The sequence below is a fragment of the Fictibacillus phosphorivorans genome (assembly GCF_007673525.1).
Lineage (GTDB): Bacteria > Bacillota > Bacilli > Bacillales > Fictibacillaceae > Fictibacillus > Fictibacillus phosphorivorans_C.
This window is the reverse complement of the sequence record NZ_VDZU01000001.1, coordinates 2,621,095-2,635,788: the sequence shown is the minus strand read 5'-3', so window position 1 is coordinate 2,635,788 and position 14,694 is coordinate 2,621,095. Positions and strand designations below refer to the sequence as shown.

Sequence of the window (14,694 nt, the reverse complement as noted above, 5' to 3'; positions counted from 1 at the left end):
TACAACTTATGAGAACATACACAAATTTTAAAAAAACACCCGTACAAGGATAAAAGCATATGCTGAGTAATGGGCATACGTACTAGAAATGGAGTTTGTACAGAAAGGATGAAACCAATGTGCGGAATAACGGGTTGGGCAGATTGGAATCGTAACCTCACACATGAAAAAAATATATTGATCAAGATGGCCACACCTTTATCAAAAAGAGGACCTGACGCACTCAATGTATGGAGTACTACGCATGCAGGTTTTGGTCACGCAAGGTTAGCAGTAGTAGATATTGAAGGCGGCGTTCAGCCGATGACGAGAACAAAGAACAAATTACAGTATACACTTTGCTATAACGGAGAGCTTTACAACACCGAAGATCTACGTAAGGAACTTTTACAAAGAGGGTATTCGTTTGATGGGCATTCTGATACAGAAGTGTTGCTTACTTCTTATATGGAATGGGGAGAAAGTTGTATCGATCGTTTTAATGGAATATTTGCATTTGGCATTTGGGATGAAGAAAAGCAAAGTTTGTTTGTAGCTCGAGATCGACTAGGAGTTAAGCCGTTCTTTTATACGGAAAAAGGCGGTATGCTGTTATTTGGATCTGAAATAAAATCTATATTAGCTCATCCAGATGTGAAGGCTGAAATAGATCGTGAAGGATTGCAAGAAGTGTTCGGTCTAGGACCATCTCGTACTCCAGGTAACGGTGTATATAAAGGAATAAAAGAGCTTCGTCCTGCTCATGCTGCGACGTATTCAAAAAACGGGCTGAAAATTTGGCGGTATTGGAACGTAGAAAGTAAACCACATCAAGACTCTTTAGAAGACACGATAGAAAATGTGAAGGATCTTGTGACTGATGCAGTAACACGACAGCTGGTTGCAGATGTACCCGTATGTACGTTTCTCTCTGGCGGCCTCGATTCAAGTGCGATAACAGCAATCGCAGCTAAATATTTTAAAGAAGAAAACAAGGGTGACCTTCATACGTTCAGCATTGATTATGTTGATAATGATAAGTATTTTAAAGCGAGTGATTATCAGCCCAATTCAGATGCGTATTGGATCAATCAGATGGTTGAGGCTACAGGATCTGTTCATCATAGCTGCGTGATCGATAATGAACTATTAATCAATCATTTGCGTGAAGCTGTTACTGTTCGGGATCTGCCAGGAATGGCTGATGTGGATTCTTCTCTGTTATGGTTCTGTCGTCAGATTAAACCACAGTCAACCGTTGCACTATCAGGAGAATGCGCTGACGAGATCTTTGGAGGATATCCATGGTTTCATAAAGAAGAGCTATTAAACCGTCCGATGTTTCCGTGGATGCGTTCAACAGAAGCTCGGCAGAATCTCTTGCAAGACTCGTGGGCTAGTAAACTAAATTTAGCTTCGTATGTGCAGCAACGTTACGAAGAGACGGTAAATGAAACGCCTGTCTTAGAGGGAGAATCAAAAATAGAAGCGCGAAGACGAGAAATCTTCTATTTGAATATGATTTGGTTTATGACGACTCTATTGGATCGCAAAGACCGCATGAGCATGGGAGCTTCATTAGAAGTAAGGGTGCCTTTTGCAGATCATAGAATAGTAGAATACGCATGGAACATTCCTTGGGACATGAAAATGTTAGATGGAAGAGAGAAGGGAATACTTAGAAAAGCACTTACTGGTGTTCTTCCGAATGATGTTCTATATCGGAAAAAGAGTCCTTACCCGAAAACGTTCCATCCTGATTATACGAACGGCGTAAAAGATTGGCTAACAAGCATTGTCGCAAAAAAGAATTCACCATTGTTTGAAGTATTAAACCGAGCACGCGTTCAGGATATCATTCAAACGAACGGAGAGACGTTTAAAGAACCTTGGTTCGGCCAGCTTATGACAGGACCACAATTAATGGCTCATCTTGCACAGATCGACAGCTGGTTGACAGACTATAATATTAATATTGTAGATTAAATACAAAAAACCGGAGTACATACTGTTCTCCGGTTTTTTGTATTTATGCAGTTGCTTCTTGTTCCACGACTAATTGTTTTTGCCACTTTCTATTACGCCATCTCGACAGCATGAATAACCCCCGCAGCCATTCATCTGCAGTGAAAGCTAGCCAGATCCCTATTAACCCCAGATCAAAGGTAATTCCCAACAAGTAGGCAAGAGGGACACTTACTCCCCACATAGAGATGACACCCATAATGACAGGAAATTTCACATCACCTGCAGCTCTCAAACTAGAAATGATAACAAGATTAAAAGAACGGCCAGGTTCGAGCAGGAGCGTTAAGTATAAAAGAATAGTACCCTCCTTAATAATTTCAGGATTATCTGTGAAAATAGACAGAAGTGGCTTTGCGAATAGAGAAGCTATACCTGCCATAAGAAAACTTATAATCATGGCATACGTCTGACTTTTAAGACACATCTTATAAGCAGAGTCGTATGATTTTGCACCTATTAAATGACCGATTAATATCTGTGTACCTTGACCGATCGCTACGGCGAAAAGGAAGATAAACATCATAATATTAAAGGTATACACTTTAGTCGTTAGTGCAGTTGTACCGAGCAGCGTAATGAAGAACGTGATCAGCATCTGAGAACCGCTGTAGGAAAGGTGCTCTCCAGCTGAGGGTAATCCGATTTTTAATACACTTTTAATATGAAGAGGAAATAGTTTGATTGAACTCGCAAAGGGCAGTGGTATAGAAGAGCGCTTGAACAAGAGATAAAGAATCACAACTAATCCTAAAAAGCGGCTAACAGATGTTGATATCGCTACACCTTCAACACCTAGTACAGGGAAGCCGAAAGCTCCGAAGATGAATAAATAGTTTCCAAATACGTTTAAGATGTTCATTCCAATCGTCACGTACATAGCATCTTTCGTAAAACCGTAGCTTCTAATTGCAGCTCCTATCGTCATGATGACCGATTGGATAAATGAAAATCCTCCTACGATCATAAGATAGCTAGATGCTTCCGCCATCAACTCTGGTGGCGTATTCATCCATTTTAAGAACACATCTCCAAAGATTAATAATGCAGCACTTAAGAGCAACCCAAAAAGCAAGTTCCCTAAGATCGCAACGACAGCTACCTCAGCAGCCGTTCGTTCAAGCTTAGCACCTATTGCCTGAGCAATAACGACGCTGGCTCCGGTAGCAACGAATCCAAACATAACGATTACGATTGATAACAGTTGATTAGTAAGACCAACAGCGGCTACAGAATGATCGGAATATTGACTGAGCATAAGAGTATCGGCGTTCCCCATCAACATATGAAGCATAATCTCTATAAAAATTGGCCACGTTATGGCAAAAAGGGAAAGCTTAGCAGCTTTGGTGCCTTTCATGTGAATCCCTCTCCATCGTGTTTATATTGTATGGTTTTAACATTTACCTATTGTAACAGGTATGAGTACTTACTGAAATAAAATCCCCTCACTTTTTAGTGAGGGGAACATGTTTATTTTCTTTTATATATACTAAAGCCATATCCAGGCAGAGAACCTGAGAAAGATGACCCTAAAATGTGTGAGTAGTCCTCAGGGATCTTAATGGAAAGTGCTGCGCTGTGTTCACTAGCATTCAAAAGAATCCAAACACTTTCTTCTTCTGTTGATCGCTCATAAACTAATGTTTGCTCATCAGCCTTAATAAACTTTATTTCTCCATCATTTGCTAATACTTTGTGATCTTGGCGAAGGCTAAGCAATGCTTGAATGTGATTGAACAATTCTAGATCCTGTTTGCTTTCATCCCATTCCATACATTTTCTGCAACCCGGATCATTACCACCCGTCATACCGACTTCGTCGCCATAATAGATACATGGTGTTCCTTTAAAGGTTAACATCAACAAGAACAATAACTTCATCTTATCCTTGTTTTCATCACAGAACGTTAGAACACGTTTTGTATCGTGCGAGCCTAAAAGATTAAACGCAGCTTCGTTTACGTTTTCCGGATACATATGAAGAACAGCCGTCATTTTTTCAGCAAACACTTTTGCATCGATCGATTCTTTTGCTACAAAATCAAGAGCAGCATTTGTGAATGGATAGTTCATAACGGCGTCGAACTGATCTCCTTGGAGCCAGTTCATTGAATCATGCCAGATCTCACCTAAGATATATGCATCTGGTTTGACAGACTTAACAGCTGTTCTGAATTCTCTCCAAAATGAATGATCCACTTCATTTGCAACATCTAATCTCCATCCATCAATATCAAACTCTTCCACCCAATAACGAGCAACCTTGAGTAAGTATTCGCGAACCTCTGGGTTTTCGGTGTTTAGTTTCGGCATCGATTTTTCAAAAGCAAACGTATCATAATTTGGGCGTGGTTCAGTCTGAATTGGAAATTCTCTTAAATGGAACCAGTTCTTATAAGAGGATTTCTCTTGATTACTTAACACATCCTGAAACGGTTCAAAATAATATCCGCTATGATTAAACACGGCATCAAGCATAACTTTAATACCGTTTTCATGACATACTTTCACTAGTTGCTTAAACGTTTCTTTATCACCGAATTGTGGATCGATCTCTAAATAATCGATCGTATCATACTTATGATTAGACTTCGCTTTAAAGATGGGTGTGAAATAGATCCCTGTCACACCAAGTTTAACGAGGTGATCAATATGATCAATAACACCTTGAAAATCTCCGCCAAAGAAATTGTTGAATTTCGGTTCTTCGCTAGCCCACGGAAGAGAACCTTCTGGATCGTTGCTCGGATCTCCGTTTGCAAAACGTTCAGGGAAGATTTGATACCAAACCGTATCTTTCACCCAAGAAGGAGCACGAAATACATCAATGCCATTTAAGAATGGAAAACAGAAGTAATAAGCCGTGTCATCGAACGGAGCATCATTATAGAAGCCTTTTTCGGTAAACACTAACGTTTCATCACCGCTTTTTAGTTCAAATCCATATCGCAAACGGCGAAAAGGGGGTTGAATCGCAATGAAATAGTAATCAAAATATTCGTCTGTACCCGAAAGTGTCATGAGCGATCGAGACGTCTGCCAGCCATCCTTCGTCCAGTCATAAGGATCACCGTGAATTAACGTTACAGAATCAACATCACCTTTTTTAGTACGAAGACGGATGTGAAGGGTAGTCTCGTCATATGCATAAGCAAAGTTGTTGCCTGCTCTGTGGTAGATTGCTTCTTTTAACATATTTTAATCTCCTCTCAGTCTTGGCAATAAAAAAGGGGCACAACCTATAGAAACTAGGTTGTACCCCTAAGGAACGTACATTGCCTTCAACTTGTAATGGTGATAGTATAAACCGCTTTCACTAACAAAATCAAGAGAAATGAAAGCGAAACCAAAAATAATTAAAAAAGTATTGTAAAAATTCAAAGCATAGGTATAATGAAATTGAGCAGGTAATGCAATCGTTTTCATAAACTGCAAAAAAATATATAGGAAGACAGAAAAACATTTTTTTTGCTAATCTGTGCAAACGTTTGTATGCTTTGATCTTTTAACAATAATGGGGGGTACAATTGATGAAAAAGTTATTAGCATTGCCTTTAACTTTTGCTCTAGCTGCAAGTGCGTTAGCTGCTTGCGGACCGCAAGAAGACAGTTCTTCAACAGGTGGTAAGAAAGAATCGGCTGCAGACAAGCCTGAAAAATTAGTAATGTGGGAAGACCAAGAAAAAGGTGCTGGAACTGAAGACGCGATCAAAAAGTTCGAAGAGAAATACGGCATTAAAGTTGATCTGAAAGAAATCCCAATGTTAGATCAACAAGAAAAGCTTCGTCTTGATGGACCAGCTAAAAAAGGACCGGATGTTATTACAACTCCGCATGACCGAATTGGACCATTAGCGATCGAAGGTCTTATCGCACCAATTAAAGTATCTGATGATGTAACAAAGCTTTACACTGAATCTTCAATTAACGCATTAACATATGATGGAAAACTTTACGGACTTCCAAAATCAACTGAAACACCTGTTTTCATCTACAACAAAAAATTAATGCCTGAAGCACCTGAATCTTTTGATGATGTACTTGCATTCTCTAAAGGTGACAAAGGTGGAGCACAGTATGGCTTTTTAGCTAACTGGACTGACTTCTACTTTGCAAATGGTGTGCTTTCTGGATATGGAAGCTATGTATTCAAAGACGACAACGGAACTTTAGATGCAAAAGACCTTGGTCTTTCTAACAAAGGTGCTGTTGAAGGATTAGATTATATCACTAGCTGGTACAAAGACGGATTATTCCCTAAAGGAATCATCGGTGAAAAAGCTGGCCCTACGATCGACGGTCTTTTCCAAGAAGGTAAAGTTGCATCTGTAATGAACGGACCATGGTCTTTCCAAGGCTATAAAGATGCTGGAATCGATATTGGTGTTTCACCAATGCCTAAACTTCCAAACGGTGAAGATGTAAAAACGTTTATCGGTGTTAAAGGTTACAACGTAAGCCAATTCTCTCCTAACCAAGAGTGGGCTGCAAAACTTGTTGAGTTCATCACAAACGAAGAAAACGCTAAGACTCGTTTTGAGAAAACAGCAGAGATCCCTCCAATCGTATCTTTAATGGAGGACCCAATCATCGCAGACAACGAAGCAGCTAAAGCTGTAGCCGTTCAATCAGAACGTGGAGTTCCAATGCCTAACATTCCTGAAATGGCAGAAGTTTGGGCTCCAGCTGCAAACGCACTTCAATTATCTGCAACTGGCAAGTCTGAGCCAAAAGCTGCTCTAGAGAGCGCAGTTAAGACGATCGGACAAAACATTGAAGCGAACCACGGTAAAAAATAATAAGCATTAACTGGAAAGCGGTACCCAGACGTCGCGGGTACTGCTTTCTCTAACTATTGTGTGTGTTGGAAAGATTTCACTTATAAATGGGTCCTAAAATCTTTCGAACAATACACAAAAGTGGGGAAAAGAAAGGGGAAACCTGTAATGACACACCGTAAGACCGCAGCTTTGCTGTCAATCATTCCAGGAATGGGACAATTTTATAACAAGCAATTTGTTAAAGGTTTCGCATTCTTATTTTTAGCAATTTGTTACTTTATAGCATTTCTTGATTTTCTAAACATTGGACTTTGGGGAATTGTAACACTTGGAACAGAAGTGCCAAGAGATCATTCCATCTTCTTACTTGTTAACGGCGTAATCTCTATTCTGGTAGTAGGCATTGGATTAGGATTTTACTACTTTAATATCTACGATGCTTTCCAAAACGGCAAAAAACGTGATAACGGCGTTAAACTTAACACACTAAAAGAGCAATATCACAATGTAGTAGATAAAGGGTTTCCTTATTTAATGGTTGGACCTGGATTCTTATTGTTGATCTTCGTTGTTATTTTTCCAATCATCTTTATGTTGTTGTTAGCATTTACGAACTACAACTTATACAACTCACCACCAGCAAAGCTTGTTGATTGGGTGGGCTTTAAAAACTTTATTGAAATTTTCTCACTAGACATTTGGCGTGAGACGTTTATCTCGGTATTTGCATGGACGATTATCTGGACATTTACAGCAACTACACTCCAAGTTTCTGTCGGTATTTTCTTAGCAGTTGTATTGAACCAGAAAGAAATTAAGTTCAAAGGGATTATTCGTACACTATTGATCTTGCCTTGGGCTGTACCGGCTTTCGTATCTATCTTAATTTTCTCAGGATTGTTCAATGATACATTCGGAGCGATCAACCAATCTATTTTAGCACCTCTTGGAATCGATTCCATACCATGGATGACTGATCCGTTCTATACGAAGGTGGCTTTAATCTTTATTCAATCATGGCTTGGTTTCCCGTTCATCATGGCGATGACAACGGGTGTACTTCAGTCGATTCCGGGAGAACTTTATGAAGCAGCAACTGTGGATGGGGCATCGAACTGGGATAAATTTCGTAAGATCACACTTCCTATGGTCTTATTTACAACAGCTCCAATTTTAATTACGCAATATACGTTCAACTTTAATAACTTCAATGTTATCTATCTATTTAACAATGGTGGACCTGCAGTAGCTGATCAAAATGCAGGTGGGACAGACATCTTGATCTCTTGGATCTACAACTTAACGATGACTTCAGCTCAATACAGCAAGGCTGCAGCTGTAACTGTATTATTATCGTTGATCATCGTGTCACTTGCATTGTGGCAGTTTAGAAAAACCAAATCATTTAAGGACGAAGGAATGATTTAATATGAGTATAAAAACAGCAAGAAGAATACGGTTAACTCTGTCCTATCTAGTATTATTGTCAGCGATCGCAATCGTGGTCTATCCGATCCTTTGGGTAATAGGTTCTTCCTTTAACCCAGGGAACACTTTATCCAGTTCGACGATCATTCCAAAAAATGCGACTCTCGCGCATTATAAAGAGCTATTTGCTGAGACGGATTATCTGATCTGGTATTGGAACACATTGAAGATTTGTTTTATTACGATGGTTCTCTCTGTTATCTTTATCGGCCTAACGGCTTATGCATTCTCAAGATATAAGTTCATAGGGCGTAAGAATGGATTGCTTCTTTTCTTAATCTTGCAGATGATTCCACAATTCGTAGCGATCCTTGCAATCTACATCCTAGCTTACCAAGTAGGATTGCTTGATACACACTTTGCCTTAATCCTTGTTTATGTGGGTGGATTGATTCCGATGAACACATACTTGGCAAAGAACTATTACGATACGATTCCAAAAGAACTAGACGAATCTGCGCGAATTGATGGCGCTGGACACTTTCGTATCTTTTGGCAGATCATCCTGCCGCTTTCAAAGCCAATCTTAGCGGTAATCGCACTTTTCAGTTTCATCTCACCATTCGCTGATTTTATCTTAGCGTCCATTCTGATCAGTTCAGATGAAAAGATGACACTTGCAGTTGGTCTGTTTAACATGATCAAGAATGAGTTCGGAAACAGTTTCACATTGTTTGCAGCGGGTTCAGTATTAGTAGCGATTCCAATCGGTCTATTATTCTTATCACTGCAGCGTTACTTTATCTCTGGCTTAACTGCTGGCGGTACAAAAGGTTAATCACAGCACCTCATTATAGGAGGAACGGCGATGGGCAAAAGAATGATATTCTTGGCTATGTCGTTTCTTCTTTTTTTATCTGTTCAAAATAAAGCGCTTGCAGAAAAAAAGGAAGAACGATCATGGAAAGATGAAACGATCTATTTTATCATGGTGGACCGGTTTAATAATGGTGACAAGAATAACGATTTTGATGTGGATCTTAATGACCCCACAGCATACCATGGGGGAGACTTCAAAGGGATCATGGACAAGCTTGATTATCTAGCTGATCTTGGTGTTACAGCAATCTGGCTGACACCTGTTGTTAAGAACGAACCAGGTGGCTATCACGGTTATTGGACAGAGAATTTCTATGAAACAGAAGAACATTTTGGTTCAATGGCTGAGTTGAAACAACTTGTAAAAAAAGCACATGATCGTGATATAAAAGTTATATTAGATCTTGTCGTAAATCATACAGGCTATAAACATACTTGGTTAGATGAGGAGTCAAAAAAGGATTGGTTCCACAAAGAGATGGAGATCGGCAACTGGGATAACCAAAAAGAAGTTGAGAACGGCTGGCTCGCTGGTTTGCCCGATCTGAACACCGAAAACAATGAAACGCGTAAGTATTTACTCGACATGGCTGAATATTGGATCAAAGAAACAGACATTGATGGCTATCGGTTAGATACAGTGAAACATGTACCAAAAGATTTTTGGCAAGAATTTTCAGAACGAGTGAATAAGGCTAAGCCTGAATTTTATTTGATCGGTGAAGTTTGGCACAATGACCCAAGATATATTGCTGAGTATAATAAAGCAGGAATTCAATCGTTTGTAGATTATCCTTTGTTTAATGAGATGGTTCGTATATTTAGACAAAGCGGACAATCGCTTTCAGAACTGAACGCTGTATGGGAGCGAAACAAGTTCTATTATAAAGATCCGTATACGTTAGGGAATTTTATAGATAATCATGATAACATTCGATTCGTGCGTGAAGCACTGCTGAAGCAAGAAGATCCGGAAAAAAGGCTAAAGTTAGCTCTTACTTACCTTTACTCGGCACCTGGTATTCCCATCCTTTATCAAGGGACAGAGCATTTGATGGATGGAGCAAAAGATCCGGACAACCGTCGCATGATGGACTTTACTCAAAATAAGGATTTTGAAAAGTTCAGTTCAAAATTAGGAAAGCTTAGACAGAAACATCCTGCACTTAGACGTGGTGATTATTCGATGATTGTTGATAAAGATGGGAAAGCCGTCTTTAAACGAAAATATCAGGATGAAACACTTTATATCGCTTTTAACAATGATAAGAAGAAGTCTGCTATTTCATTTTCGGATAAAAGCCTTCATAATAAAAAACTTGTAAGTCTGTTGTCAGACGAAGAGATAAAGGTGAACGACACTTCAGTTGAAATGAATATGGCTGGGGAATCAGCTGATATTTATTCTGTACAAGAAGCAGATTCCGATTGGAAGCTCTACTTAATAGCAGCAGCGATAATCGTACTATTGTTGAGTTCTTTCTATATTTATAATAAAAGAAAAAAACGCACTTTATAGAGTTGGAAAGTCTTAGAACCATTCAATTTACAAAAAAAGTCGAAAACATTAAAAGTGGAAAGGAATTAATATTTCTTTTTTCCTACGAACGCTATACAATAATTGATGGAATAAAGTAAGCGTATACACTATGCCAAATAGTCTGAAAGGAGGACTATACATGTCAGTAACGATAAAAGACGTAGCAAAATTAGCAGATGTTGCACCTTCAACCGTTTCAAGAGTAATTGCGAATAATCCTCGAATTTCTGAAAAAACAAAACGAAAAGTTAAAGAAGCGATGGACTATCTTGGCTATCATCCAAACTTTAATGCAAGAAGTTTGGCAAACCGAAGCACTCAGGCGATCGGTCTTGTCATGCCTAGTTCTGCAGATAAAGCTTTTCAAAATCCGTTTTTTCCAGAAGTAATCAGAGGAATCAGTACGATTGCACATGAACAAGAATACGCCCTATACATGTCGACAGGTAATACAGAAGATGAAATCTTCGAAGGGGTTGTGCGAATGGTACAAGGTCGTCGAGTGGATGGCATCGTTATGTTGTATTCACGTGTAGATGATCGGATCATGTGCTACCTGCAAGAACAGAAATTCCCGTTCACAGTAATCGGTAAGCCGTTTAAAAACGCTGAAAGTATCACACATATAGATAATGATAACTTCAAAGCTGCTCAAGAAATGACAGAATATCTCATATCACTAGGTCACGAACGAATCGGTTTTGTAGGAGGAAATTTGAATCTAGTCGTAACCATTGACCGGTTATTAGGCTATGAAAAAGCGATACGAAATGCGGGGCTGCCTTATAAAGATGAGTACATCGTTCATGAAGAGTTCTTAAAAGAAGGAGGGCAGGAAGCAGTAAAAGAGCTTCTCGCGTTGAAAGACCCACCTTCAGCACTCCTTGTTATAGATGACGTTATGTCCTTCGGTGTCTTGAGCACTTTAAACGAGCTAGGTGTGTCCGTACCCGATGACATCTCGTTACTAAGTTTCAACAACGTTATGCTATCTGAACTCTCATCACCTTCACTATCATCTGTTGATATCAATATCTTTAAACTTGGTTATGAAGCGGCTAAGGGACTCTTAGAATGCATTCAATGTCCCGAAAAAGAAGCAAAACGAGTAGTCGTACCTTTTCAGTTGATCGAAAGACAGACGTGCAGTAAGGTTAGTGGGAAGTAACGGTCAGCTTGATAAAATTGAGCTCATTAATACTGCATAATAAAAAGCCTCAAGAAGATATGTTCAAATCTTCTTAGAGGCTTTTTTCCTTAAGAGCTTTAATTACAGGTAGGATCGGCTGTTTGCTTTTACAAGAAAAAAAATCTTTAAACGGGTTATCTACATCTTTTATCCGATCCATGATTGAAGTAAGTGGAAACTGTTCAGGCTGTAATGAAGCATCTACTTCATTCCAATATAGGGGAGTTGCCACTAAAGCATCATCGTTTCCTCTTACAGAATAGGGAGCAATAATAGTTTTACCTTCTGCGTGCTGAATATAATCAATATAGCACCGGTTGCCACGGTTCTTTTTTAATCGTTCGATTGTAAACCATTTCGGCTCACGTTCGATTAAATACTGTGCTAAAAATTCTGTGAATAGCCGTGAATCTTCAAATGTGACAGCTCTTTCAGGTAATGGAATATAGATCTGCATACCCTTATTACCGCTTGTTTTGATGAACGTGGTGAGATGTAACTTATCACAAACTTCTTTTATCATAAGCGCGGCTTCTACCGAAAGATGAAATTCCTTACGAGAGGGAGGATCTAAATCCATAACGATCTCTGAGGGGTGAACATTTTCAACTGTTCGATAAGGAATGTGAAACTCGAATGCAAGCTGGTTTCCTAACCAGAGCAATGTAGGTAAGTTATTACAAACGATATAATTAATATCTTCTTCCATATTCGTATGTACATATTGTGGAGCATAATCAGGACAATTCTTTTGATAGAACTTTTCCTCACTCACTCCATGAGGATATCTAATGACCGTTAAGGACCGATTCTTCAAAAAAGGCAACATATATGGCGCTATTTGGGTTAAATAATTGATATACTCAACTTTAACAATATCTTGATTCGGCCATAATGGTTTGTTAGGGCTTGTTAACGTTACGATCTCGCCGTTAACATGAAGATCTACTTGTTCTTTTGAAGACTTTCCCATGTACATTCCTCCCAGCTTGTATCAAAACGGAATGAAACAAACCTTGGCTGTCTCAATTGATTTTTGTATAGTTCTAAATACGAAAGTTCTACACAGATCGAAGGCTCTATCATAATAAGCGTACCTTTCCTGCTTATCATATTTTTCTTAATGATTTGAATCAACGCTTCCTTCTCTTGAGAAGAAATGCCATGTGAGAATAATCCGACAAACTCAATGGTCCCTTCATTCATTACACCAACATGGAAAAAACCGTTTTCCGTATCATAACCTAATACGATAAAGGGATGAAATTTAAGATTTTTCACTTTTATCCATTCATTTGTCCGAAGTCCTGGAGTCCATCTACTCGAAAGACTCTTTGCCACGATTCCTTCACTCTTGTCACCCTGAACTCTTTTCGTTATTTCCGATCTTGCCGAAGTAAACGGAATAAAATTAAGACGACTCTCAGGTAAAATTATATTTACTTGAACACCTGCAAGCTGAAGAAGCCTCTGCAAGTTTTCTTTTCGTTCCAGAAAACCCCTTCGATAAATGTATTCACCCTTACCAGCTAGCAGATCGAATGCACAATACGACGATGGGTTATCTTTAGAAGCTTGTGCAATTTTATCGGGTTGTTTTAATCTGCCTCTTTTTTGAATGTGTTCAAAATCGGCTTTATTCTCGTTTTCTAGAAGGCATAGTTCTCCATCTAATAGAAGGGGAAACATGTGTTTAACACGATGCTCAATGCTTTTCAGATGATCTGCAATCTCAGGGAAAATACCATGCAGAGGATGACCATTTCTAGATGTCATGATCACATTTGAATGATCCCAGTAAAGTAAACATCTGAACCCGTCATACTTCACTTCATATACCCAATGATCTCCTTCGGGCAATTCATTTGAAAGAGAAGGGAGCATCGGTTTTAAAAAGGGTTGAATCATGAACTAGCTTTCTTCTTTGCTGTTGACTTCTTCTTTTTAGGCTTTGTTTCTGTGGAATCATTGCTTTTCTTAGAACCTGTTTCTTTCGTTTTCTTACCTTTATCAGCAGTTTCTTTTCCTTTACTCTCATTGATAGAAGCTTGAAGTGCTTCCATAAGATCTACAACATTTGTTCTCGGTTTTTCCTTCGCAACTTTCACTTCATCACCAGAAATTTTTGAGTTGATCAATTCGAGAACCGCTTCACGGTATTCGTCTTCATACTTTTCAGGCTCGAATGGGGCCGTTAATTGTTCGATAAGCTGTTTGGCCATCTCAACTTCCTTTTCATTGAGTGATACTTCATCTGTTAAACCAGGCACATGATCTACATTCCTTACTTCATCGGGATAAAAGATGGTTTCCAAGACTAGACCGTTCTTGTATACACGAACAGCTGCAAGATGTTCTTTTGATCGAAGTGTGAACTTGGCGAGTCCGATCTTCCCGGTGTCTTCCATTGCTTTTTTTAAAAGGGCAAAAGATTTTGTACCGTTCTCACCAGGTCCAACGAAATAGGAACGATTATAAAAGATAGGATCTATTTCCTCTAACTTGATAAAATCGATGATCTCGATTGATTTATCAGAAACACCTGCTAGTTCATCAAGTTCTTCCTTTTCCACCACTACGAACTTACCGGGTTCATACTCATATCCTTTTACAATTTCTTTTGAGTCCACAGTTTCTTCACATACAGGGCAAATCTTTTCATATTGAACGGGACTATGGCATTTCTCATGTAAATATCTCATTTTTATATCTTTATTTTCAGTTGCTGCAAACAGCTTGATAGGAATATTAACAAGACCAAAGCTGATAGCACCTTTCCACATCGTGTGCATGAAAACCATCCTTTCAAAACTCATTTACAGTTAGTTTCTCCATACCAATCGACATCATGTATATTTTTCCATAGTTTA

General features: G+C 38.9%; 11 protein-coding genes. 6 read left to right on the top strand and 5 right to left on the bottom strand.

The genetic code is table 11. The features are described from left to right. Positions 1-117 precede the first annotated feature (117 nt). Positions 118-1,965, top strand: coding sequence for an asparagine synthase (glutamine-hydrolyzing) (asnB, locus tag FS458_RS13175; RefSeq protein ID WP_144701203.1), 1,848 nt, complete (start codon positions 118-120; stop codon positions 1,963-1,965). 43 nt (positions 1,966-2,008) lie between these two features. Here the strand turns inward: asnB and FS458_RS13170 are convergent, their stop codons facing one another. Both FS458_RS13170 and FS458_RS13165 read right to left on the bottom strand, forming a co-directional pair. Continuing rightward, entirely contained in the window at positions 2,009-3,364 is a 1,356-nt protein-coding gene (locus tag FS458_RS13170) for an MATE family efflux transporter (RefSeq protein WP_144701201.1), read from the bottom strand. Positions 3,365-3,477: 113 nt separating this feature from the next. After that, a complete protein-coding gene (locus FS458_RS13165; RefSeq protein WP_144701199.1) occupies positions 3,478-5,202 on the bottom strand; it encodes a glycoside hydrolase family 13 protein in 1,725 nt (574 codons plus the stop codon). Positions 5,203-5,537: 335 nt separating this feature from the next. On the opposite strand from FS458_RS13165, the gene FS458_RS13160 reads away from it, so the two are divergent. The 5 genes from FS458_RS13160 to FS458_RS13140 all read left to right on the top strand — a co-directional run bounded on the left by FS458_RS13160 (position 5,538) and on the right by FS458_RS13140 (position 11,803). Further along, positions 5,538-6,806 (top strand): extracellular solute-binding protein, encoded by a 1,269-nt coding sequence (locus tag FS458_RS13160; protein ID WP_144701197.1) that lies wholly within the window; start codon positions 5,538-5,540, stop codon positions 6,804-6,806. A 147-nt stretch (positions 6,807-6,953) separates the two neighbouring features. After that, positions 6,954-8,216 (top strand): carbohydrate ABC transporter permease, encoded by a 1,263-nt coding sequence (locus FS458_RS13155; RefSeq protein ID WP_066393023.1) that lies wholly within the window; start codon positions 6,954-6,956, stop codon positions 8,214-8,216. Position 8,217: 1 nt separating this feature from the next. After that, positions 8,218-9,054, top strand: a complete 837-nt coding sequence (locus FS458_RS13150) for a sugar ABC transporter permease (protein WP_137789892.1) — start codon at positions 8,218-8,220, stop codon at positions 9,052-9,054. A 30-nt stretch (positions 9,055-9,084) separates the two neighbouring features. Continuing rightward, entirely contained in the window at positions 9,085-10,614 is a 1,530-nt protein-coding gene (locus tag FS458_RS13145) for an alpha-amylase family glycosyl hydrolase (protein WP_144701195.1), read from the top strand. Between the two features lie 160 nt (positions 10,615-10,774). Further along, positions 10,775-11,803 carry a LacI family DNA-binding transcriptional regulator gene (locus tag FS458_RS13140; RefSeq protein WP_144701193.1) on the top strand — a complete coding sequence of 343 codons (1,029 nt, stop codon included), beginning with the start codon at positions 10,775-10,777 and terminating at the stop codon, positions 11,801-11,803. Positions 11,804-11,876: 73 nt separating this feature from the next. Here FS458_RS13140 and ligD (FS458_RS21060) read toward each other — a convergent pair whose 3' ends face one another. Genes ligD (FS458_RS21060) through FS458_RS13130 form a run of 3 tightly spaced genes read right to left on the bottom strand, consistent with a single transcriptional unit; the run spans position 11,877 to position 14,616 of the window. After that, positions 11,877-12,797: a non-homologous end-joining DNA ligase gene (ligD, locus tag FS458_RS21060; RefSeq protein WP_260858619.1), complete on the bottom strand. Its 921-nt coding sequence runs from the start codon at positions 12,795-12,797 to the stop codon at positions 11,877-11,879. After that, on the bottom strand, positions 12,770-13,732 hold the full coding sequence (ligD, locus tag FS458_RS21055; RefSeq protein ID WP_260858618.1) for a non-homologous end-joining DNA ligase: 963 nt from the start codon (positions 13,730-13,732) through the stop codon (positions 12,770-12,772). Before ligD (FS458_RS21055) ends, ligD (FS458_RS21060) begins: the two co-directional genes overlap by 28 nt. Next, positions 13,729-14,616, bottom strand: a complete 888-nt coding sequence (locus FS458_RS13130) for a Ku protein (protein WP_144701191.1) — start codon at positions 14,614-14,616, stop codon at positions 13,729-13,731. Before FS458_RS13130 ends, ligD (FS458_RS21055) begins: the two co-directional genes overlap by 4 nt. Positions 14,617-14,694: the final 78 nt, after the last annotated feature.